This is a genomic window from Pseudomonas sp. O39, from assembly GCF_045447295.1.
In the GTDB taxonomy this organism is placed as follows: Bacteria; Pseudomonadota; Gammaproteobacteria; order Pseudomonadales; family Pseudomonadaceae; genus Aquipseudomonas; species Aquipseudomonas antarctica_A.
This window is the reverse complement of record NZ_JBJGXV010000003.1, coordinates 251,739-274,537: the sequence shown is the minus strand read 5'-3', so window position 1 is coordinate 274,537 and position 22,799 is coordinate 251,739. Positions and strand designations below refer to the sequence as shown.

The window sequence follows — 22,799 nt, the reverse complement described above, 5'->3', positions numbered from 1 at the left end:
CCGTCCATGAAGCCGACTCGTCTGCTGCTGATCTGGCTCGGCGTACTGCTGGGTTTGAACACCCTGCTGGGGGCCGCTGCGGCCTTACAATTCAAGGTGCCCGACACCCTGTATTCGGTGGCTTGGGGCCTGCTGCTTGCGCTGTTTCTACTGGCGCTGCTGGACGCCTTGCGCTTAAGCCGCCTGCCGTGTGCTCGCGTGCGGCGGCAGATGCCAGGTAGCCTGGCCCTGGGTCGTTGGGGCGATGTGCGTCTGACGCTCGAACACGATTACCCACAGCCGCTGACGGTAAAGGTATTCGACCATGCGCCTGACGGCCTGAGCATGGAGAATATGCCCCAATCCATCGAACTGCGCCCCGGTCTAAGCAGCGAACTGGGCTATCGCCTGCGCCCCTTACGACGCGGGCACTTCAGTTTCAGCCGTTGTGAGATTCACCTGCCCAGCCCCTTGGGGCTCTGGTCCGCGAGGCGTCTGGTTGAGGCCCGCGATACGACCCGTGTTTATCCGGACTTCGCCCATCTGTATGGCGCACAGTTATTGGGGGTCGACAATTGGTTGAGCCAACTGGTCATACGTCAACGCCAGCGGCGAGGGCTGGGGCTGGAGTTTCATCAGTTACGCGAGTTTCGCGAAGGCGACAGCCTGCGGCAGATCGACTGGAAAGCCACCGCGCGCCAGCGCACGCCAATCGCCCGGGAATATCAGGACGAGCGCGACCAGCAAATTGTGTTCATGCTTGATTGTGGCCGGCGCATGCGCAGCCAGGACGCAGAACTCTCTCACTTCGATCACGCCCTCAATGCGTGTTTGCTGCTCAGCTATGTCGCCTTGCGCCAAGGCGACGCGGTGGGGCTATGCACTTTTGCCTGTGACCAGCCCCGCTACCTGGCGCCCGTCAAGGGCACCGGCCAACTGAACCTGTTGCTCAATGCCGTATACGACCTCGACACCACCCGCCGCACCGCCGACTACCAAGCCGCCGCCAGCCAGTTACTGGCCCGACAAAAACGCAGGGCGCTCGTCATTGTGGTCACCAATCTACGGGATGAAGACGATGAAGAACTGCTGACGGCGGTTAAACGCATCGGTCGGCAACACCGGGTACTGGTCGCCAGCCTGCGGGAAGACGTGCTCGACCAACTGCGCCAATCCCCCGTGCAAACCTTGCCCGAAGCGCTGGCCTACAGCGGCACCATCGACTACCTCAATAAAAGAAACGATCTGCATGAGCGCTTGAGCGCGCACGGCTTGTCGGTACTGGATACGCTGCCCTCAGGGCTTGGAGCGGCCTTGGTGACGCGTTATTTGGGCTGGAAAAAAGCGGGCGTATTGTGAAACATGCGCACCACCACGGCCTGGTTAATCACACCCGGGCCGGGGCGACAGCGCGCAATGTCTAGGCGGAAGCCTGCAAAGGATCAAAACTGAAGTAATGCCACAGGGCATTGATCAATTGCTCATATGCCTCGGGCGCTTCGACCACACTGAACCCTGAGTCATAGTGTTGCGGGTTGACGTCTTCATGGCTCCATAAGCAGGTTGCGGTGAGGTCAATTGCCTGGAAATCACCGTCAGCTGTAGGAATTTTCAAACGCAGCTCAAACGCCACATCGACCATCATGGGTAATTGGCTGATCAACATCAGCCCGTCTTTGGACACGTTACCCAAGTAGCCAATAGGCTTGTCCGTAAGCCGGTTGAACACTTTCAGGAAACATGACAACTGGTGCCGCTCAATCCGTCGGTCGGTAAACATGTTGAAATCGCCATCCATTGGCCATGAGTCTGGCCGCGCCAGTGATTCGGAACGGGCGATAGGGCCCGCTCTCCCTGGGGATCAGCGCGACTACAGCATGCGCTTTGTCGCTCTACAGCTGCCAACCCCAAGCATTCCATTCGTTTGAACATAACCTTGTACAAACGAACACTCAAAGAATAGCTCAAGACTGGCGCCGGGCGAGCTATAGAATGACAAATATCATCAAAGTGACGCCGGGCGTGGTTGCGCAACGCTCGCGCCGGAGTAATGTCCCAGTTGCTGCAGGGTGTCGAGCCGGGCACGGGCACGGTAGGCGTACTCGCTGGACGGGTACTGATTGATGATGAACTGGTAGGTTTGCACCGCATCGACAAACAATTTTTGCCGTTCCAGGCATTGCCCGCGCAACATCGAGACTTCCGGTTGCACATAGCGACGGGTACGGCTCTCGCGGTCTACCTGGGACAACTCCAGGGTAACGCGCTCGCAATCACCCACCCCATAGGCACGGTAAGCATTGTTCAAATGATGGTCCATCGACCAGCGGGTACAGCCGACGACACTGACGGCCAAGGCAGCAATGAGCAAAATTCGCATGGGGTTCTCCTGTCTTGTGCAGTGTATCGACCCCTCGTCGAAAATCTTCAAGGATGTTCGTCTATTCGATTGGAGCGAAAACAAGCGAATCATCGATAAGTAGTGCAAACGAACAATGACTACAACCAAAGAGCATAGTAGCCTTCCCCAGCGCTTGAACTCAGGAGTCTGTGCATGTCCGTCCGTCGTACCAAAATCGTCGCCACCCTTGGCCCGGCCAGTAACTCGCCGGAAGTCCTCGAACAGCTGATTCTGGCTGGTTTGGACGTTGCCCGTCTGAACTTCTCCCACGGCACCCCGGACGAGCACAAGGCTCGCGCCAAGCTGGTGCGTGACTTGGCCGCCAAGCACGGCCGCTTCGTGGCATTGCTGGGTGACCTGCAAGGCCCGAAAATCCGTATCGCCAAATTCGCCAACAAGCGAATCGAACTGAAGATCGGTGACAAGTTCACCTTCTCCACCAGCCATTCGCTGACCGAAGGCAACCAGGACGTCGTAGGTATCGACTACCCGGACCTGGTCAAGGATTGCGGTGTCGGTGACGAACTGCTGCTGGACGACGGTCGCGTGGTCATGCGCGTCGACACAGCGACCCCCACCGAACTGAACTGCACCGTGATCATCGGTGGTCCGCTGTCCGACCACAAAGGCATCAACCGCCGCGGCGGTGGCCTGACGGCGCCAGCCCTGACTGAAAAAGACAAGGCCGACATCAAGCTCGCCGCCGAAATGGAAGTGGACTACCTCGCCGTGTCCTTCCCGCGCGACGCCGCCGACATGGAATACGCCCGTAAACTGCGCGACGAAGCCGGCGGCACCGCTTGGCTGGTGGCGAAGATCGAACGCGCCGAAGCCGTGGCCAATGACGAAACCCTCGACGGCCTGATCAAGGCGTCCGACGCAGTCATGGTTGCCCGTGGCGACCTGGGCGTGGAAATCGGTGACGCCGAGCTGATCGGTATTCAGAAGAAGATCATCCTGCACGCACGCCGCCACAATAAAGCGGTGATCGTGGCGACCCAGATGATGGAGTCGATGATCCAGAACCCGATGCCAACCCGTGCCGAAGTGTCTGACGTGGCCAACGCCGTGCTCGACTACACCGACGCCGTGATGCTCTCGGCTGAAAGTGCTGCCGGCCCGTACCCGCTCGAAGCCGTCCAGGCCATGGCGCGTATCTGCGTCGGTGCCGAAAAGCACCCGACCAGCAAGACCTCCAGCCACCGTATCGGCAAAGTGTTCGAAAGCTGCGACCAGAGCATCGCGCTGGCAGCCATGTACACCGCCAACCACTTCCCGGGCGTTAAAGCGATCATCGCCTTGACCGAAAGTGGCTACACGCCGTTGATCATGTCCCGCATCCGTTCCTCGATCCCGATCTACGCGTTCTCCCCGCACCGCGAAACCCAGGCCCGCGCGGCCATGTTCCGTGGCGTGTACACCGTCCCGTTTGACCCGGCATCCCTGCCGCCAAACCAAGTCAGCCAGGCGGCTATCGACGAACTGCTTAAACGTGGCGTTGTGGAAAAAGGCGACTGGGTCATCCTGACCAAGGGCGACAGCTACCACACCATCGGCGGCACCAACGGCATGAAAATCCTGCACGTTGGCGACCCAATGGTCTGAGTGACACGCTGAAAAACAAAAGCCCCGCCATGTGAATGGCGGGGCTTTTTGCATTTCAAGGCAGGGTGACGGGTTAAATTAGAGGGCCTCATCGCAGGCAAGCCAGCTCCCACATTTTACTGCGTACACCCTGAAGGAACTCGGTCGAATGTGGGAGCGGGCTTGCTCGCGAATACGTCGGCCCCGTCAACGCACATTCATCGCCGAGAAATAAAGGCCGACAACGCCGCAATCGCTTCCGGCGATTTCAAGCGCTGAGTAAACAACGCGCCCTCTTCCTCGATCACTTGCCGCAACTGCTCGCGATCAACACTTTTCATCAGGTGTTTGCTGACCTGCACCGCCCCTGGCGCCAGGGTTTCAAAGCGTTCGGCAATCTCTCGCGCTTTGGCCAACGCCGCTTTGCCGCTGCCCAACGCCTCGGTCGCAATCCCCCATGCCGCCGCCTGCTCGCCCGTAAAACCTTCGCCTAGCAGCAACAATTCTGCCGCTTTCGCATGCCCCAACAGACGCGGCAGGATCAGACTTGAGCCAAACTCGGGGCACAACCCCAAATTAACGAATGGCATGCGCAAGCGTGCATCGCGACTGATATACACCAGGTCGCAATGCAGCAGCAGGGTCGTGCCGATACCGACTGCCGCGCCCGCTACAGCGGCAATGACCGGTTTGCGGCAGTTGAGCAGGCTTTTCATGAAGTGGAACGGTGGGCTGTCGAGGTCACTGGGCGGCTGTTCGAGGAAGTCGGCAATATCGTTGCCGGCCGTGAAGCAGTCGCTACTGCCCTGGATCAACACGGCACTGACGCCTGAGTCCGCATCAGCCTGTTCCAGCGCCTCGGCCAGTTGCGTGTACATGGCGCGCGTCAGGGCGTTTTTCTTGTCGGGACGATTGAGCTGCAAGGTCAGCAGCCCGCGTTCGCGTTGCAGCAGGATGGCGTCAGTCATGGCGAATCTCGCGGCTGTAGAATTCAGCGCTCAACCACGAGGCAGGAACACATCGGCCAGCAGTTGATTGCGCGGCAGCCCGGCCAGGAACAGGCGCTTGGAAAACGCCTCTACGCTGACAGGGTGCCCGCAGAGTAAGGCCAGAGTTTGCCGCGAAACAAGCCGCAGTTGCGCCAATACTGGGTCCAGCTCAGCCGAGGTCCACAGCTCAACCGTCAGGTTCGGATGCTGCGCAGCCAGCTGCGCGAGGGGCTCAGCCAAGTAATGCGCCTCGCCATCATGGGCCAGGTGAATCACGCGAATAGCGCCCTGATGATCCTGGCGCAACGCCTCACGCAACACACCCCACAAAGGGCCCAGGCCCGTGCCGGACGCCAACAGCCATAGCGGCCGCGATTGCCAGTCGGGATCGTAGTGCAATGCCCCTCCCCTTAACTCGCCCAACTGCAACACGTCGCCTACCTGCAACTGCCGGGCGATATCGCTGAACTGGCCGGGCTGACGGCAATCGAGATGAAACTCCAGAAATGCATCTTCCTGGGGCAAGCTCGCCAACGAATACGGACGCGCCACCTGCCCCGCCCACACCACCAGATGCTGGCCGGCCCGGTAGCGAAGGCCACGCTCCGGTTGCAGGCGCAGGCGCAGCACATTCACATTCAACCAATCAACACCCACCACCTTGGCCGGCAAACCGTCACGCAGCGGGTCAAACGCGTCGACCTGCACATCTGCGATGACCTGGCACTGGCAGGCCAACCGCCAGCCATCCTGGCGTTGCGCCGGGGTAAGGGCATCGGGTTGCTTGTCTTCGACCTCACCCCGGCACCGCACCAGACACGCATGGCAACTGCCCGCCCGGCAACTGTAAGGCACAGCCACACCCGCCGTATTCAAGGCATCCAGCAGGTTGCTGCCGGTGGCGACCGACCAGTGGCGTTCGCCGACACGCAGTTCAGGCATATAAGGTCTCAATCAGAAGGGGCTGCGTACAGGGAATCACGCCCGACACAGTTTGACCATAGTCGGGTGTATCGGCCACCGCGCCGGGTTATACTGCCGCGCCTTTTTAGCGTCGCGCCTGCTGCACTCGGCGTGCCTTGGAAAGGTGACTTCAGCCGACCGATGTACCCCACTGAAGCCACCTTTATTGAATGTTCCCGTCTTATAGAGGAGCGCGACTCATGACCGTGATCAAGCAAGACGACCTGATTCAGAGCGTTGCCGACGCCCTGCAATTCATTTCCTACTACCACCCCGTTGACTTCATCCAGGCGATGCACGAAGCCTACCTGCGCGAAGAATCCCCGGCAGCCCGTGACTCCATCGCGCAGATCCTGATCAACTCGCGCATGTGTGCCACCGGTCATCGCCCGATCTGCCAGGACACCGGTATCGTCACCGTATTTGTACGTGTAGGCATGGACGTGCGCTGGGATGGCGCCACGATGAGCCTGGACGACATGATCAACCAAGGCGTGCGCCAGGCCTACAACCTGCCGGAAAACGTCCTGCGCGCATCCATCCTGGCCGACCCGGCTGGCGCGCGTAAAAACACCAAGGACAACACCCCTGCAGTCATCCACTACTCCATCGTCCCGGGTAACACCGTGGAAGTGGACGTGGCCGCTAAAGGTGGTGGTTCCGAGAACAAGTCGAAAATGGCCATGCTCAACCCGTCCGACTCGATCGTCGACTGGGTGCTCAAGACCGTTCCGACCATGGGCGCCGGCTGGTGCCCACCGGGCATGCTGGGCATCGGCATCGGCGGCACCGCCGAGAAAGCCGCCGTGATGGCCAAGGAAGTGTTGATGGAATCCATCGACATCCACGAGCTGAAAAAGCGCGGCCCGCAGAACCGTATCGAAGAGATGCGCCTGGAGCTGTTCGAGAAGGTCAACCAACTGGGGATCGGTGCCCAGGGCCTGGGTGGCCTGACCACCGTGCTCGACGTAAAAATCATGGACTACCCGACCCACGCAGCCTCGCTGCCGGTGTGCATGATCCCCAACTGCGCCGCCACCCGTCACGCGCACTTCGTGCTCGACGGTTCGGGCCCGGCGTCGCTGGAAGCGCCACCGCTGGACGCTTACCCGGAAATCGTCTGGGAAGCCGGCCCGTCGGCCCGTCGCGTCAACCTCGACACCCTGACCCCGGAAGACGTGCAGAGCTGGAAGCCGGGCGAAACCGTCTTGCTCAACGGCAAGATGCTCACCGGCCGCGACGCTGCGCACAAGCGCATGGTCGAGATGCTCAACAAGGGTGAAACCTTGCCGGTGGACCTCAAGGGTCGCTTCATCTACTACGTCGGCCCGGTTGATCCGGTGCGCGAAGAAGTGGTTGGCCCGGCAGGCCCGACCACCGCGACGCGGATGGACAAGTTCACCCGTCAGATCCTCGAGCAAACCGGCCTGCTGGGCATGATCGGCAAATCCGAGCGCGGCCCGACCGCCATCGAAGCGATCAAGGACCACAAAGCCGTGTACCTGATGGCCGTTGGCGGCGCCGCTTACCTGGTGGCGCAAGCCATCAAGAAGTCGCGCGTGGTCGCGTTTGCCGAACTGGGCATGGAAGCGATCTACGAGTTCGACGTGAAAGACATGCCGGTCACCGTAGCGGTGGACAGCAAGGGCGAATCCGTCCACATCACCGGTCCTGCCATCTGGCAGAAAAAGATCAGTGAAAGCCTGGCGGTAGAGGTGCAGTAAGCACTTCCCTCGCAAGGATAAAGGCGACTGCGGCCCCATGGCCCAGTCGCCTTTTTTATGACTGGCAATGTTGCAATGACAAACTCGGTCATGTGGGAGCTGGCTTGCCTGCGATGCAGGCACATCGGTTTTTCAGTGACCCCGAGGTGATGCCATCGCAGGCAAGCCAGCTCCCACACAAGCCTGCATGCCACAAGATCCAAGCAGCCCATGCTATGGTGCTCACCCCTTACTGTGCCTGCCCATCACCGTATGATCGTGATCCCACGCCCCCTGCGCCTGACCTTCTACTCACTGTTGATCATCGCCGGTGCGGTGCTGGCCGCCGCCTTGGCCACCCGCCATGCCGAGCGCCAGGCCCTGGTGGATGACGCCGCTCGCGCCAATCAGCAACTGGCGCTGTACGCCAATTCCTTGCACACCCTGATCGAACGATACCGCGCCCTGCCCGCCGTATTGGCGCTGGATTCGGAAATGATCAGCGCCCTGAAAGCCCCGCTGGACACCGCCACCCAGGACGTGCTCAACCGCAAGCTGGAACGCATCAACGGCGCCGCGCAGTCTTCCACCCTGGAGCTGATGGACCACACCGGCCTGGCCGTGGCGGCCAGTAACTGGAACCTGCCCAGCAGTTATGTCGGGCACAACTACGCGTTTCGGCCTTATTTCAGCCAGACCCTGAGCCAGGGCACCGGGCGTTTTTATGCAGTGGGGGTAACCACAGGCATTCCGGGTTACTTCCTCTCCAGCGCGGTGGTCGATGAACACGAACAGTTCCTCGGCGCTATGGTGGTGAAGCTGGAGTTTCCCGAACTCGAACGCGAATGGGCCCAAGGCAATGACCTGCTGCTGGTCAGCGACGCGCGCGGCATCGTGTTTATCGCCAATCAACCGGGCTGGCGTTACCGCAACTTGCGTCCGTTGTCGGCCAGCGACCTAACTGAACTCAAAGCCACCCGCCAATACGACAAAAAACAACTGCGGCCGCTGGACACCCAGACGTTGCAGCGCTTCGACGAGAACAGCCACCTGATGCGCGTCAACGGCCCCGACGGCAGCGCCAACTACATCTGGGAATCCCTGCCGCTGAAGGCCGAAGGCTGGACCTTGCACCTGTTGCGCAAGCCGCAGTTCGCCTTTGAAGACCAACGCAATGCCGGGCTTGCGGCTGCCGGCTCCTGGCTGGCGCTGGTGTTCCTGGTGCTGTTCCTGACTCAACGCTGGCGCCTGGCCCGCTTGCGCCAACGCAGCCGCGAAGAGCTCGAACAGCTTGTCGAGGAGCGCACTCAGGCCCTGCGCACGGCGCAAGATGGCCTGGTGCAATCAGCCAAGCTGGCGGCACTGGGGCAGATGTCCGCCGCCCTCGCCCATGAAATCAACCAGCCACTGACCGCCCAGCGCATGCAGTTGGCGACCTTGCGGCTGCTGCTGGACCACGGTCGCGTGGACGATGCCTACAAGGCGCTCACCCCGCTGGACGACATGCTCACGCGCATGGCCGCACTCACCGGCCACCTCAAGACGTTCGCCCGTAAAAGCCCCAGCGGCCTGCGCGAAAGGTTGGACCTGGCGACAGTCGTCGACCAATCCTTGCACCTGCTCGACGCGCGGTTGCGCGATGAGGCCATCGGCGTGGTGCTGGACCTGACCCGCCCGGCCTGGGTCCGCGGCGATGCTATCCGCCTGGAGCAGGTACTGATCAATCTGTTGCGCAACGCCCTCGACGCCATGGCGGACAAACCGCGCAAACGCCTGGAAATCCGCCTGCATGCCGACCAGCAACTCTGGCAATTGACCGTCAGCGACAGCGGCGGCGGGATTGCCGAAGAGCACTTGAACAGTGTCTTCGATCCGTTCTTTACGACCAAACCCGTGGGGGATGGGCTCGGCCTCGGGCTGGCGGTTTCCTATGCCATCGTGCACGAACTCGGCGGGCGCCTGCTCGCCGGCAACCGTGGCGACGGTGCGGTGTTTACCCTGACCTTGCCGATTGTGCTGGAGACGCCTGAGCTATGTTGAACGCGGTGATTGTGGTCGATGACGAAGCCAGCATTCGCACGGCCGTCGAGCAATGGCTGAGCCTGTCGGGGTTTGACGTGCAGTTGTTCAGCCGCGCTGAAGAATGCCTGGCGCAATTGCCCAAGGATTTCCCCGGGGTGATCTTGAGCGACGTGCGCATGCCGGGGCTCAGCGGCCTGGAGCTGTTGGCCGAAGTGCAACGACGCGATGCCGACTTGCCGGTGATATTGCTCACCGGCCATGGCGACGTGCCGATGGCTGTGGAAGCCATGCGCGACGGTGCCTACGACTTTCTGGAAAAACCCTTCAGCCCGGATGCCTTGCTCAACAGCCTGCGCCGCGCGCTGGACAAGCGCGGGCTGATCCTGGAAAACCGCCGCCTGCATCAACAGGCCGACCATCGGGCGCAGCTGGAATCCAGCCTGCTGGGCGTGTCCCGGAGTTTGCAGAACCTGCGGCGTCAGGTACTTGATCTGGCCAGCTTGCCCGTCAACGTGTTGATTCGTGGCGAGACCGGCAGCGGCAAGGAATTGGTCGCCCGCTGCCTGCATGATTTTGGCCCGCGCGCGAAAAAGCCGTTTGTCGCGCTCAACTGTGCAGCGATCCCCGAGCAGTTGTTTGAGGCCGAGCTGTTCGGCCACGAAAGCGGCGCGTTCACCGGCGCCCAGGGCAGGCGCATCGGCAAGCTGGAATACGCCCATGGCGGCACACTGTTTCTCGATGAAATCGAAAGCATGCCACTGGCCCAGCAGGTGAAACTGCTGCGCGTGTTGCAGGAACAGAAACTCGAGCGTCTGGGTTCGAATCAAAGTATTCACGTGGACTTGCGCATCATCGCCGCCACCAAGCCCGACCTGCTCGAAGAGGCCCGCGCCGGGCGTTTTCGCGAAGATTTGGCCTACCGACTGAACGTCGCGCAACTGCGCCTGCCGCCGTTGCGCGAGCGCCGTGAAGATATTCCGCTACTGTTCGAGCACTTTGCACACAGCGCCGCCGAGCGCCTGGGCCGCAGCGCAGAACCCTTGAGCGGCGCGCAACTGGGGCGCCTGCTCAGCCATGACTGGCCGGGCAATGTGCGTGAGTTGGCCAACGTCGCCGAACGCCAGGTGCTGGGACTTGGCGAACCGGAGCCGGAAGGTATCGAAGCGGGGCAATCCCTGGCAGCGCAGCAGGAAGCCTTCGAGGCTCATTGCCTGAAAGCGGCGCTGGTTCGGCACAAAGGCGATATCAAGGCGGTACTGGCCGAGTTGCAACTGCCGCGTCGAACCCTCAATGAAAAGATGCAGCGGCATGGGTTGGTGCGGGATACGTTTCTGTAGGCTGAATTTTTTATTGCCTGGCAGGACGCCTTCGCGAGCAAGCCCGCTCCCACATTCGACCGCATCCCTCCAGTTGGAATGGGATCGAATGTGGGAGCGGGCTTGCTCGCGAAGGAGCCAGTAGCCATAAGCGGATTTCCGCTCATCACCCTCAAACTATCAGCGACTTTCCGCTCAGAAAATTCTTCAAACCCTTCTAAACCGGGCCTTCATCTACTTGGCACAGCTCCTGCTATAGCCCGAACCAGGCTGCGCTCGCGCCGCTCCACAAAAACAATTAGATGAAGGATCCTTCAATGGATAACTCCAACACCTTGCCTCTGGGGTCGGCGGCTGCGCCGGCAAAAGAACGCAGTACGTCCAGCCGGATCAAATCGATCTTCAGCGGCTCCGTCGGCAACATGGTCGAGTGGTATGACTGGTACGTCTACGCCGCCTTCTCGCTGTACTTCGCCAAAGCCTTCTTCCCCGCCGGTTCTTCCACCGCCCAGTTGATGAACACCGCCGCCATCTTTGCCGTGGGCTTCATCATGCGCCCGATCGGTGGCTGGCTGATGGGCCTCTACGCCGACTACAAGGGCCGCAAGGCCGCATTGATGGCCTCGGTATTGCTGATGTGCTTCGGCTCGCTGCTGATCGCATTGACCCCGGGCTACGACACCATCGGCATCGGCGCACCGATCATGCTGGTGTTCGCACGCTTGCTGCAAGGCCTGTCGGTCGGCGGCGAGTACGGCACCTCGGCCACCTATTTGAGTGAAATGGCGACCAAGGAACGTCGCGGTTTCTTCTCCAGCTTCCAGTACGTGACCCTGATCTCCGGCCAGCTCATCGCCCTGGCCGTATTGATCATTCTGCAACAAACCCTGACCACCGAGCAGCTGTATGCCTGGGGCTGGCGCATCCCGTTCGCCATCGGCGCCTTGTGCGCAGTGGTCGCGCTGTTCTTGCGTCGCGGCATGGAAGAAACCGAGTCGTTCACCAAAAAGGAAAAAGCCAAGGAAAGCGCGATGCGCACCTTGATGCGCCACCCCAAGGAAGTGTTGACCGTGGTCGGCCTGACCATGGGCGGCACCCTGGCGTTCTACACCTACACCACCTACATGCAGAAATACCTGGTGAACACCGTCGGCATGAGCATCTCCGACTCCACCACCATTTCAGCCGCCACGCTGTTTCTGTTCATGTGCCTGCAACCCCTGGTCGGCGGGCTGTCCGACAAAGTCGGCCGGCGGCCGATCCTGATCGCGTTCGGCATCCTCGGCACGCTGTTCACCGTGCCGATCCTCACCACCCTGCACACCATCCAAAGCTGGTGGGGCGCGTTCTTTCTGATCATGGCAGCGCTGATCATTGTCAGCGGCTACACCTCGATCAATGCGGTGGTAAAAGCCGAGCTGTTCCCTACGGAAATCCGCGCCCTGGGCGTGGGCCTGCCGTATGCACTGACCGTTTCGATTTTCGGCGGCACCGCTGAATACATCGCACTGTGGTTCAAGAGCATTGGCATGGAGACCGGTTACTACTGGTATGTGACCGCGTGTATCGCGGTGTCGCTGGTGGTCTACGTGACCATGAAAGACACCCGCAAGCATTCGCGGATTACCACGGACTAAAGGCTGGGCACAGTAAAAAATGTGGGAGCGGGCTTGCTCGCGAAAGTGGTGGATCAGTCAGTATTTCCGTTGACTGAAACCCTGCATTCGCGAGCAAGCCTGCTCCCACATTTCGTTGCGTAGCGTTTCTTAAACAGGGTCAGGTCAGCTCTACGGACTGCTGACGACCATACCGGCGCTGCGCATACGACGCCCCGGCAATCATCACCACCAGTACCGCCGCCAACACCGCCGATGAACCGATGGTGCCGAAATCCAGCCCACCCTTTTCATGAGGTTTGGTGAGGAAGTCGCCCAGGGTCGCACCAAACGGCCGGGTCAATACAAACGCCACCCAGAACAACAGCACCGACGAGATTTTGGTGAAGTATTTGAGTGCCACTACCACCGCAATAGCCGAGCCGATCAGCAAAGCGCCGCCAGCGAAACCCAACCCGGAGTCATCCGCGAGGAAGTCGCCCAACGCGGTGCCCAAGGTGTTCGAGAACAGAATCGCCATCCAATAAAACAGTTCGCCCCGAAAAGTCTGGACCTTGTTCACGTTCAGCGAATCACCGCTGACATGCCACAGGGCAAAGATGATCATCAGGATCGCGATCAGGATCATCGAGCCCGTCGCATAGCCAAGGCCCAGGGTACGGTCCATGAAATCCGACATCGTGGTGCCCGCCGTGCTGGTGGACAGAATCACGATCCAGTACAGCACCGGGTTGTAGGTTTTCGACCAGAGCTGTGTCACCAGGGTGACGAGAAACACACTGATCAGGATCATCGAGCTGATGGCGTACCCGACATTCAGGGTCATCGAGAGCAAATCCCCGGCGGTTTCGCCCAGGGTCGTTGCGCAGATTTTCATGACCCAGAACGCCAGGGTGATCTGAGGAAGTTTGTTCATGGTGCAGAAGGCTCCGAAGCTCAGTCTTTCAATGGGCCGACTTAGGGGGGTGTCGACCTGCCGCGCAGACTGAACGTGGCGCTGTGAAAAATAGGTGGGCACTAAATGAAAATTCCATACAGCCGATGGAAATTCGCCGCCATGAATTGCAGTATGGCGCCTTCACCGAACCCAACAGCAGGAACCCCGGCCATGTCTGACGATATCCATTTTTACGAACCCGCCAATGGCCACGGCCTGCCACACGACCCGTTCAATGCCATCGTCGGCCCACGGCCCATCGGCTGGATTTCCTCCCACGACAGCGAAGGCCGTCTGAACCTGGCGCCCTACAGTTTCTTCAATGCGTTCAACTACATCCCGCCGATCATTGGGTTTTCCAGCGTCGGGCGCAAAGACAGCCTGAACAACATCGAGCAGACCGGCGAGTTTGTGTGGAACCTGGCCACTCGCCCGCTGGCCGAGCAGATGAACCAGAGTTGCGCAGCGGTAGCGCCGCAGGTGAATGAGTTCGAACTGTCCGGCCTGACGCCGGTGGCCTCGAAAATCGTCGGCGTGCCGCGTGTGGGCGAGAGCCCGGTGTCGTTCGAATGCAAGGTGACGCAGATTATTCAGCTGCAGCGCGCCGACAAGCAGTTGGTGCCAAGCTGGCTGGTGCTCGGCGAGGTCGTTGCCGTGCACATCGCCAAGTGGCTGCTCAAGGATGGGATTTACGACACCGCCGCCGCCGAGCCGATATTGCGTGGCGGTGGCCCGGCGGATTACTTCCAGTTGGGGCCGGAGGCACTGTTCAAGATGTATCGTCCAGGCGCCACTGCGCGCTGATTGGAATGCAATAAAAATGTGGGAGCGGGCTTGCTCGCGAAAGCGGTGGATCAGTCAATATTTCCAGTGACTGACGCTCTGCATTCGCGAGCAAGCCCGCTCCCACATTTGGATCGGCGGTGTTGTTTAGTTGGCGGCTGTTGACCAGGTCAACTGACCCTCTTCGTCCACATCGACCAGCCGCACCAATTGCGCGGCAGCCGCATCGTCGGCGTCGTCAGCGGTCTTGAACGTTTGTCCATCAAGGACCTTGTGAAAGCGCGGTGCGCCCATGCCATCCAGTGCCTTGACGGCAATGGCAGCGCTGTAGCCACCCTCTTCTTCTCGCACCAAGGCGGAAACGACTTCGTGGTGGGCAAACTCTTTACGTGCCATGTTGCAAATCCTGGCCAATGGGAAAGTCGGCCATTCTAAAGCACTAACCGGCCAGTTGCAGGTACTCGCCGTAGGCATGCGCAGCGGATGCCTCGGTAAAGGTCTGGAAGTCCATGCTGCGCACGACCATGTCGTTCAACAGCTCGGTAAAGATCATCAGGGCCGGCGCACTGAAGTAGGCGCTCATCGCCTGCTCGCTGCTCCAGAAGCCAGAGACCAGCCATACATCGGGATCGACCTGGGAATGCTGCAATGAAAACTGCAGGCAACCCTGAGCCTGACGGCCCGGTTCGATCAAACTGCTCAAGCGTGCACCGAGTTCGGTGCTGCACCCGGTACGGGCGCGGATAAAGGCCATATGGCTCGCGGGAATGGGGGTGGACATGTTCGACTCTCCCGTTGAGAAGTGATGCTCGGCAAACACTGTGAGGGCGTGTTGCCACAGGATCAAAGATAGCGGCGCAGGTGTGGGCGTGGTTAGTCAATTCCTGCAGGCTTATTGCACAATCCTGCGAGAAGCGTAGATAAGACGTCTGGCACCCGGGATTTATTCCATGCACAGGCTCAGTGTTTCAGGCAGATGACAGGCATCGCGCTTGCCTGATTCACGACATATCGCAGGATCAGGCAAGGATTGTGCAGAATCGACGTAACACTTTTTGAAACGTCACCGCTAAGCTGAGTCCATCAAAGAAGCTTGTAGAGGACACCCAATGTCGTCGCCGGAACATACGTCCATTCCCCTCGATGCCGAGACGGAAAAACAGCGCGTCGAACTCGCCAGCATCGTGCACCGACATACCTGGGAAGATGGCTCCTACGGCACGGCGATTACCTCGTTGTTCCTGAACCGCCACAACACACCGCGCGACTTCATGCCGGTGCTGGTCGAACCGGCCCTGTGCATCCTTGCCAGTGGTAGCAAGGAAGTGCGCCTGGCAGACGAGATTTTTGCCTACGACCCCCTCAACTATTTGGTGTTTTCGGTTGCAATGCCCGTGGCCGGCCGGATCATCGACGCGACGCCGCAAGACCCTAACCTGTCGGTGCGGATCAATATCGACCCGGCGCAACTGACCGCGTTGATTGCCGAGGCCGGCCCGATGGGCGTGCCATCGCGTCCGACTTCTCGCGGCATGTACGTCGACCGCATCGACGCCCAGTTGCTGGACGCCGTGCTGCGCCTGACGCGCTTGCTGGACACCCCCAAAGACATCGCGATGCTCGCACCGTTGATCAACCGCGAAATCCTCTACCGGTTGCTGCGTGGTCCGCAAGGCTACCGACTGTATGAAATTGCCGTAGCCAACAGTCAGAGCCATCGTGTGAGCCAGGCGATCAAGTGGCTGAACGGCAACTATGAGCAGCCGCTGCGTATTGATGACCTGGCCAAGGAAGTGAACCTCAGTGTCTCGACCTTGCACCACCGCTTCAAGGCGATCACCGCCATGAGCCCGTTGCAATACCAGAAGCAGTTGCGTTTGCAGGAGGCGCGGCGGTTGATGATCGCCGAAGGGCTGGAGGCCTCGGCAGCGGCGTATCGGGTGGGGTATGAAAGCCCGTCACAATTCAGCCGGGAATACAGCCGGTTGTTTGGGGCGCCACCGCTGAGAGATTTGGCCCGGTTGCGCCAGAGTATCTGACCCAAAGGCGTTCAAAATGTGGGAGCGGGCTTGCTCGCGAAAGCGGTGGATCAGTCAAAGTTTTCGGTGACTGACACTCTGAATTCGCGAGCAAGCCCGCTCCCACATTTGATCCTCTGTGTGCTTTAGTCCAGGGTTCGCGGGAGCTGTAAGGTGACTCGCAAACCACCCTCGCGCAGGTTCTGCAAACTCACTTCGCCGCCATGGCTGTGGGCGATGTTACGTGCGATACCCAAGCCCAGGCCATAACCCTGCTGCTGGCCGGCCAAACGAAAATGCGGTTCAAACACTTGCTCCAGCCGCTGCTCCGGCACGCCTGGCCCCTCGTCATCAACGTGCAGGATGAATTCCGCGCCATCGTCCTCGATATGCAAGTGGGCGTTCTGCCCGTACTTCAACGCGTTATCGATCAGGTTGCCGATGCAGCGTTTAAGCGCCAGCGGCTTGCCCGGGTACGGTGCCAGGGCGCGGCCTTGCTGGGTGATGCGGCCATTACCGTTGGGCGCCAGGTACGGTTCTACCAGGCAATCGAGCACGTGATTGAGGTCGACCGGTTCGATGTTTTCATGGATATCGGTGTCTTTCACGCATTGCAGCGCGCCCTTGACCAACAACTCCAGCTCATCCAGGTCACGGCCGAATTTGTTTTGCAGGTTCTCGTCTTCAAGCAGTTCCACACGCAGGCGCAGGCGCGTGATCGGCGTGCGCAAATCGTGGGATATTGCACTGAATAATTGGCTGCGCTCGGTCAGGTAGCGGCTGATGCGTTCACGCATGGCATTGAATGCACGGCCCACTTCCACCACTTCACTGCCGCCGCCTTCGGCCACCGGCTCCACATCCGCGCCCAGGGACATGTCGCGTGCCGCCCGTGCCAGGCGCTTGAGCGGCCGGCTCTGCCAGTGCACCAGCAGGCCGATAAACAACAACAGAAAGCCGCTGGTCAACACGATGAACCACACCTGCTGCGAAGGCAGGCCTTGTTCTTCAAGGCTGGTGTAGGGTTCGGGCAACAGCGAGGCAATGTACAACCACTCGCCCGGCGCAAGCTGGATCTGAGTGACCAACACGGGCGGGTTGACCGGTTCGAGCGTCAGCGCGTAATGCGCCCAGGAGCGCGGCAGTTCATCGAGCTTCAAGCCGGCATTGAAAATACGCAGGTCCTCGGCGCTGACGAATTCCACCGAAATATGCACGTCGCTGCCCAGGGTCTGGCGCAGCACTTCGTCCACCGCTTGCAACACCGCCTGCTTGCGCGGGGTCTGCGGCAATATCTGCATATCCAGTGGGCGATCGTTGAGCGTCACCACAAAGCGGGTGCCACCCATGCTGCGCAGTTGATCAAGCACTAACGGGCGGTAGGCCACTGGCAACGAGCGGAAATAACTCACGCTGGCCGTCATCGAATGCGCCAGGCTGCGGGCGCTGGTGACCAGGCCTTCGAGCTGGGTGGCGCGCAGTTGCGAGACCCAGATCACGCTGGACAGCGCCTGGGCGAACAGCACCGCAAGCAAGGTCAGCAGCAACATCCGCCCCAACAGTGAGCGCGGTACCGGGAAGCGCCGGCGACGCTCGGTCAACGGCTCAGTGGGCATTGCCGGCAACCACGCTGGCTGCCAGTTGATAACCGCTGCCGCGCACGGTGCGGATCAGCCTCGGAGGTTTTTCGGTATCGCGCAGGCGTTGGCGAAGGCGGCTGACGGCCATGTCGACGATACGGTCCAGCGGCATCAGGTCGCGGCCACGGGTGGCGTTGCCGATGGTGTCGCGGTCGAGAATTTGTTGAGGGTGGTCGAGAAACAATTTAAGCAGGGCAAAGTCGGCGCCGGAGAGAATCACCTCTTCACCGTCAACGTGAAACAAGCGATGGCTGATCATGTCCAGGCGCCATTCATCGAACACCCACACATCGCCGCCGATGCTGCGTTCCTGGCCAAACTGGGCACGCCGCAGCAGGGCTTTGATCCGCGCTTGCAGCTCGCGAGGGCTGAAGGGTTTGCCGATGTAGTCGTCGGCGCCCAGCTCCAGGCCGATCACACGGTCGGCTTCGTCGGAACTGGCGGTGAGCATGATGATCGGCACCTGCGCCTGGCGCGGGTGCTGGCGAATCCAGCGGCAGAGGCTGAAACCGTCTTCGTCCGGCAACATCACATCGAGGATGACCAGGTCGCACGGCGCCTCGTTCATCGCCTGGCGGAACCCCGCGCCATCCGGCACGCCACGCACCTGGAAGCCGGCGCGACTGAGGTAGGTTTGCAGCAATTCGCGGATTTCCTGGTCGTCGTCGACGAGGAGAATCGATTTACTGATTACGCTCACGGGGTCCTCCTTGTTGTTATGGCCAAGCTTAAGTCATTTGTTGCCCTTCGGGCCCTATCGCGGGCAAGCCCGCTCCCACATTTGGAATGCATTTCAAAATGTGGGAGCGGGCTTGCTCGCGAAGAGGCCATCAGTACCTATGCAAAAGCTTGCTCCAGCGCCACTCCCGCCCCGGTCAACCCGGAATACGGCGCAGTCACCAGCCACACCGGAATACCGTTGAAGTAATCGCTCATGCAGCCTTTGTCGCGAAAACTCTTGGCAAAGCCGCTGTTGATAAAGAAGTCGGCAAACCGCGGTATCACCCCGCCCACGATGTACACACCACCGCGTCCACCGGTGGTCAACACGTTGTTACCCGCCACGCGGCCCAGCCAGATGCTGAACTGGTTCAACACTTCAATCGCTACCGGGTCGCCGGCCAGGCCAGCCGCGGTAATGGCTTCCGGCGTGTCCAGCTCCGGCGTGTGCCCATCGACTGCACAAATGGCGCGGTACACACGCGGCAGGCCGCCACCGCTCAAGGCCGTTTCGGCGCTGACATGGCCGATCTCATTGTAGATGTGCTGCCACAGCTGGGTTTCACGCGGGCTGCTCAGCGGCAGGTCGACATGACCGCCCTCCCCCGGCAGCGCCGCCCAGCGACCTTCGCCAAAATCCAGCAAGGTGCCAACGCCCAGGCCAGTGCCCGGGCCGATGACCACAGCAGGGCGCAACGGCTCCGGCGTGCCTTCGCAGACCACGCGGAATTCGTCGGGTTTGAGGCGAGTCATGCCCAGGGCCATCGCCGTGAAGTCATTGACCAGCAGCAGCTCATCCACCTGCAAGGTTTTGCAAAATGCAGTTTTGCTCAGGCGCCAGTGATTGTTGGTGAATTTAAATTCATCGCCACTCACCGGCCCGGCGACCGACAGGCACACCGCACCGATGTCCCCGCTTTCCAGGCCCTCTTCCTTGAGGTAGACCTTGATGGCCTCCTCAGGGCTCTGGTGATCCGCAGTGGCATGCACGCGGATCGAATGCAGTTCCTGATCCCGCCACAACGCAAAACGGGCGTTGGTACCACCAATATCACCGACCAGCGCAAGCTTCACTTAAGCGTCTCCAAGGCAGAGGTAAAGGCGCTGGCGCCTTGCTCTGCGGAGCTTGCGGCCATGCGCATAAATGCAAACAGTTCGCGACCGGCCCCCACGTTATTGCCCAACAGGCCCGTGGCAGGCGTGCGCGCTGCGAATTCTTCGGCGTTCACCTTAAGCTCCAGGGTGCCCTTCACGCCATCGACGCGAATGATATCGCCATCTTGGACCCGTGCCAGTGGCCCGCCGCTCTGAGCTTCGGGGTTGACATGAATCGCGGCGGGGATCTTACCCGACGCGCCGGACATACGCCCGTCTGTTACCAACGCCACTTTGAAACCACAGTCCTGCAACACGCCGAGGAACGGCGTCATTTTGTGCAGTTCCGGCATGCCGTTGGAGCGCGGGCCCTGGAAGCGCATTACCGCGACAAAGTCTTTTTCCAGTTGGCCGGCCTTGAACGCGTCGGCCAAATCCTGCTGATCCTGGAACACCACCGCCGGGGCTTCGACGATCTGGTGCTCCGGCGCCACGGCGGAGACTTTCATCACGCCGCGACCAAGGTTGCCTTCCATCACGCGCAGGCCGCCTTCCGGCGAAAACGCGCGGGCCACGGGGCGCAGGATGGTTTCGTCGAGGCTTTCGATCGGGCCGTCGCGCCAGATCAGCTCGCCGTCGACCAGGAACGGCTCCTGGGTGTAACGGCTCAGGCCCTTGCCGGCCACGGTGTTGACATCTTCGTGCAGCAAGCCGGCTTCAAGCAGTTCGCGGATCAGGAACGACATGCCGCCCGCTGCCTGGAAGTGGTTGATGTCGGCTTTGCCGTTTGGATACACGTGGGACAGGGTCGGTACCACCTCGGAGAGGTCGGCCATGTCCTGCCAGGTGAGGATGATGCCTGCCGACATGGCGATCGCCGGCATGTGCAGGGTGTGGTTGGTGGAACCGCCGGTGGCATTGAGCGCCACGATGGAGTTGACGATGGATTTCTCGTCGACGATCTCGCCGATCGGCGTGAAGCTGCCGCTGGCCTTGGTCAGGCGGGTGACCTGGTGCGCGGCTTCGCGGGTCAGCGCATCACGCAGCGGCGTGTACGGGTTGACGAACGAGGCGCCCGGCAAGTGCAGGCCCATCACTTCCATCAGCAACTGGTTGGTGTTGGCGGTGCCGTAAAAGGTGCAGGTGCCGGGGCTGTGGTAGGACTTCATCTCCGATTCCAGCAGCTCTTCGCGGGTGGCCTTGCCTTCGGCGTAGCGCTGGCGCACATCGGCTTTCTGCTTGTTGGAAATGCCCGACGGCATGGGGCCGCCCGGTACGAAGATCATCGGCAGGTGACCGTAGCGCAACGCGCCCATCATCAGGCCCGGCACGATCTTGTCGCAGATGCCCAGCATCAGCGCCGCATCGAACATGTTGTGGGACAACGCTACCGCCGTGGACATCGCGATGACTTCGCGGCTGAGCAGGCTCAGCTCCATGCCAGGCTCACCTTGGGTCACGCCATCGCACATGGCAGGCGTGCCACCGGCGAACTGGCCGACCGAGCCGACTTCGCGCAGGGCTTTCTTGATGTGTTCAGGGAAGTGTTCGTACGGCTGGTGCGCCGAGAGCATGTCGTTATATGAAGAAACAATTGCCACGTTGGCGGCATTCATCATGCGCAGACTATTTTTATCTTCAGTGCCGCAGCCGGCGACGCCGTGGGCAAAGTTGGCGCATTGCAGCTTACCGCGCATCGGGCCGTCGCTGGCGGCGCCGCGAATGAGCGCAAGGTAAGCCTCGCGGGTTGCACGACTGCGGGCGATAAGCCGTTCGGTGACCTCAATAACGCGGGGATGCATGTGTAGAACTCCAGGCTAACGGATGTGGCGACCTGCGTTCCTATGCTGATCAAACGCCCGCAGCTCATGGGATGGCAGGGTGTCGTTTGAATCATCGGACCAGTTGATTCAGGTCACTCGTTGTAGATTGAACAAAATATTGCCACTAAAAAGGCTTGTTTTCTATTTTTATGCGAATAATCTTGTAATTCTTACAACAAATCGACGACAGGCACTTTCCAATGACTCTTCGTATCGCAATCAATGGTTTTGGCCGTATCGGCCGTAATGTCCTGCGCGCACTGTATACCCAAGGCTATCGCCAGGATTTGCAGATCGTCGCCATCAACGATTTGGGCGACAGTTCGATCAACGCCCACCTGCTCAAATACGACACCGTACATGGCACTTTCGAAGCAGAGGTCGCCCACGATCAGGAAAGCCTGACCGTCAATGGTGACCGGATTGCCGTCAGTGCCATTCGCAACCCGGCCGACCTGCCGTGGGCTGCGCACAAGATCGACGTGGTGTTCGAGTGCACCGGTCTGTTTACCGACCGTGACAAGGCTGCCGCCCATATTACTGCTGGCGCGCGCAAGGTGATCATCTCGGCCCCGGCCAAAGGCGCCGATGCCACCGTGGTTTACGGTGTGAACCATGACATTTTGCGTCAATCGCACCAGATCATCTCCAACGCGTCGTGCACCACCAACTGCCTGGCGCCGGTCGCCCAGGTACTGCACCGCGAGCTGGGCATTGAAAGCGGCCTGATGACAACCATTCACGCCTACACCAACGACCAGAACCTGACCGACGTCTACCACACCGACCCGTACCGTGCGCGCTCGGCGACCCAGAACATGATCCCGAGCAAAACCGGCGCCGCTGAAGCGGTAGGCCTGGTGCTGCCGGAACTGGCGGGCAAACTGACCGGGATGGCGGTGCGTGTACCGGTGATCAACGTGTCCCTGGTGGACCTCACCGTGCTGTTGAAAAAAGACGCCACGGCCGAGCAAGTCAACGCCCTGCTCAAAGAAGCCAGCCAGCACTCGAAAATCCTCGGTTACAACACCCTGCCGCTGGTTTCCAGTGACTTCAACCATAACCCGCTGTCGTCGATCTTCGATGCCAATCACACCAAGGTCAGCGGCAAGCTGTTGAAAGTGCTGGCCTGGTACGACAACGAATGGGGCTTCTCCAACCGTATGCTGGATAACTGCCTGGCGCTGTGCAACGCCGAGTAATGCTCGGC

20 protein-coding genes are annotated in these 22,799 nt (G+C 60.4%); 9 read left to right on the top strand and 11 right to left on the bottom strand.

The annotated features are described in order from the left end of the window. Positions 1–6 precede the first annotated feature (6 nt). The gene (locus ACI77D_RS06110) at positions 7–1,338 is read left to right on the top strand and encodes a DUF58 domain-containing protein (RefSeq protein ID WP_407016236.1); all 1,332 of its coding nucleotides are present in this window, start codon (positions 7–9) and stop codon (positions 1,336–1,338) included. Between the two features lie 61 nt (positions 1,339–1,399). On the opposite strand, the gene ACI77D_RS06105 is transcribed toward ACI77D_RS06110, so the two are convergent. Both ACI77D_RS06105 and ACI77D_RS06100 read right to left on the bottom strand, forming a co-directional pair. Further along, on the bottom strand, positions 1,400–1,759 hold the full coding sequence (locus tag ACI77D_RS06105) for a PilZ domain-containing protein (RefSeq protein WP_064455007.1): 360 nt from the start codon (positions 1,757–1,759) through the stop codon (positions 1,400–1,402). Between the two features lie 225 nt (positions 1,760–1,984). After that, positions 1,985–2,359 carry a tol-pal system YbgF family protein gene (locus ACI77D_RS06100; RefSeq protein ID WP_017139782.1) on the bottom strand — a complete coding sequence of 125 codons (375 nt, stop codon included), beginning with the start codon at positions 2,357–2,359 and terminating at the stop codon, positions 1,985–1,987. Positions 2,360–2,533: 174 nt separating this feature from the next. Between ACI77D_RS06100 and pyk the strand changes: the two genes are divergently transcribed. Then, the gene (gene pyk / locus ACI77D_RS06095) at positions 2,534–3,985 is read left to right on the top strand and encodes a pyruvate kinase (RefSeq protein WP_064453951.1); all 1,452 of its coding nucleotides are present in this window, start codon (positions 2,534–2,536) and stop codon (positions 3,983–3,985) included. Positions 3,986–4,182: 197 nt separating this feature from the next. On the opposite strand, the gene ACI77D_RS06090 is transcribed toward pyk, so the two are convergent. After that, a complete protein-coding gene (locus tag ACI77D_RS06090) occupies positions 4,183–4,932 on the bottom strand; it encodes an enoyl-CoA hydratase-related protein (RefSeq protein WP_064453952.1) in 750 nt (249 codons plus the stop codon). Between the two features lie 30 nt (positions 4,933–4,962). Continuing rightward, positions 4,963–5,895, bottom strand: coding sequence for an iron-sulfur-binding ferredoxin reductase (locus tag ACI77D_RS06085; RefSeq protein WP_064453953.1), 933 nt, complete (start codon positions 5,893–5,895; stop codon positions 4,963–4,965). 221 nt (positions 5,896–6,116) lie between these two features. On the opposite strand from ACI77D_RS06085, the gene ACI77D_RS06080 reads away from it, so the two are divergent. The 4 genes from ACI77D_RS06080 to ACI77D_RS06065 all read left to right on the top strand — a co-directional run bounded on the left by ACI77D_RS06080 (position 6,117) and on the right by ACI77D_RS06065 (position 12,594). Further along, positions 6,117–7,640 carry a fumarate hydratase gene (locus ACI77D_RS06080; protein WP_064453954.1) on the top strand — a complete coding sequence of 508 codons (1,524 nt, stop codon included), beginning with the start codon at positions 6,117–6,119 and terminating at the stop codon, positions 7,638–7,640. A gap of 252 nt (positions 7,641–7,892) precedes the next feature. Then, positions 7,893–9,659, top strand: coding sequence for an ATP-binding protein (locus tag ACI77D_RS06075; protein ID WP_407016235.1), 1,767 nt, complete (start codon positions 7,893–7,895; stop codon positions 9,657–9,659). Next, positions 9,653–10,978, top strand: a complete 1,326-nt coding sequence (locus ACI77D_RS06070) for a sigma-54-dependent transcriptional regulator (protein ID WP_407016234.1) — start codon at positions 9,653–9,655, stop codon at positions 10,976–10,978. The genes ACI77D_RS06075 and ACI77D_RS06070 overlap by 7 nt, the downstream gene beginning before the upstream one ends. A gap of 296 nt (positions 10,979–11,274) precedes the next feature. Continuing rightward, positions 11,275–12,594: an MFS transporter gene (locus ACI77D_RS06065; RefSeq protein ID WP_221295570.1), complete on the top strand. Its 1,320-nt coding sequence runs from the start codon at positions 11,275–11,277 to the stop codon at positions 12,592–12,594. Positions 12,595–12,733: 139 nt separating this feature from the next. Here ACI77D_RS06065 and ACI77D_RS06060 read toward each other — a convergent pair whose 3' ends face one another. Beyond that, positions 12,734–13,489 (bottom strand): hypothetical protein, encoded by a 756-nt coding sequence (locus ACI77D_RS06060; RefSeq protein WP_064453958.1) that lies wholly within the window; start codon positions 13,487–13,489, stop codon positions 12,734–12,736. 192 nt (positions 13,490–13,681) lie between these two features. Here ACI77D_RS06060 and ACI77D_RS06055 point away from each other — a divergent pair, with 192 nt between their 5' ends. After that, entirely contained in the window at positions 13,682–14,314 is a 633-nt protein-coding gene (locus ACI77D_RS06055) for a flavin reductase family protein (RefSeq protein WP_064453959.1), read from the top strand. Positions 14,315–14,440: 126 nt separating this feature from the next. Here the strand turns inward: ACI77D_RS06055 and ACI77D_RS06050 are convergent, their stop codons facing one another. Beyond that, positions 14,441–14,689, bottom strand: a complete 249-nt coding sequence (locus ACI77D_RS06050) for a hypothetical protein (RefSeq protein ID WP_407016233.1) — start codon at positions 14,687–14,689, stop codon at positions 14,441–14,443. 43 nt (positions 14,690–14,732) lie between these two features. Beyond that, the gene (locus ACI77D_RS06045; protein ID WP_407016232.1) at positions 14,733–15,074 is read right to left on the bottom strand and encodes an antibiotic biosynthesis monooxygenase family protein; all 342 of its coding nucleotides are present in this window, start codon (positions 15,072–15,074) and stop codon (positions 14,733–14,735) included. A gap of 328 nt (positions 15,075–15,402) precedes the next feature. Between ACI77D_RS06045 and ACI77D_RS06040 the strand changes: the two genes are divergently transcribed. Further along, entirely contained in the window at positions 15,403–16,332 is a 930-nt protein-coding gene (locus ACI77D_RS06040; RefSeq protein WP_064453962.1) for an AraC family transcriptional regulator, read from the top strand. 125 nt (positions 16,333–16,457) lie between these two features. Here ACI77D_RS06040 and ACI77D_RS06035 read toward each other — a convergent pair whose 3' ends face one another. The 4 genes from ACI77D_RS06035 to edd all read right to left on the bottom strand — a co-directional run bounded on the left by ACI77D_RS06035 (position 16,458) and on the right by edd (position 21,568). Then, positions 16,458–17,927, bottom strand: a complete 1,470-nt coding sequence (locus ACI77D_RS06035; protein ID WP_064453963.1) for an ATP-binding protein — start codon at positions 17,925–17,927, stop codon at positions 16,458–16,460. Next, the gene (locus ACI77D_RS06030; RefSeq protein ID WP_053257795.1) at positions 17,917–18,651 is read right to left on the bottom strand and encodes a response regulator; all 735 of its coding nucleotides are present in this window, start codon (positions 18,649–18,651) and stop codon (positions 17,917–17,919) included. Before ACI77D_RS06030 ends, ACI77D_RS06035 begins: the two co-directional genes overlap by 11 nt. 137 nt (positions 18,652–18,788) lie before the next feature. Then, positions 18,789–19,745: a glucokinase gene (locus ACI77D_RS06025; RefSeq protein ID WP_128591785.1), complete on the bottom strand. Its 957-nt coding sequence runs from the start codon at positions 19,743–19,745 to the stop codon at positions 18,789–18,791. Next, positions 19,742–21,568, bottom strand: coding sequence for a phosphogluconate dehydratase (edd, locus tag ACI77D_RS06020; RefSeq protein WP_407016231.1), 1,827 nt, complete (start codon positions 21,566–21,568; stop codon positions 19,742–19,744). The genes ACI77D_RS06025 and edd overlap by 4 nt, the downstream gene beginning before the upstream one ends. Positions 21,569–21,789: 221 nt before the next feature. Between edd and gap the strand changes: the two genes are divergently transcribed. Next, positions 21,790–22,791, top strand: coding sequence for a type I glyceraldehyde-3-phosphate dehydrogenase (gene gap / locus ACI77D_RS06015; protein WP_407016230.1), 1,002 nt, complete (start codon positions 21,790–21,792; stop codon positions 22,789–22,791). The last annotated feature ends 8 nt before the right edge of the window (positions 22,792–22,799 follow it).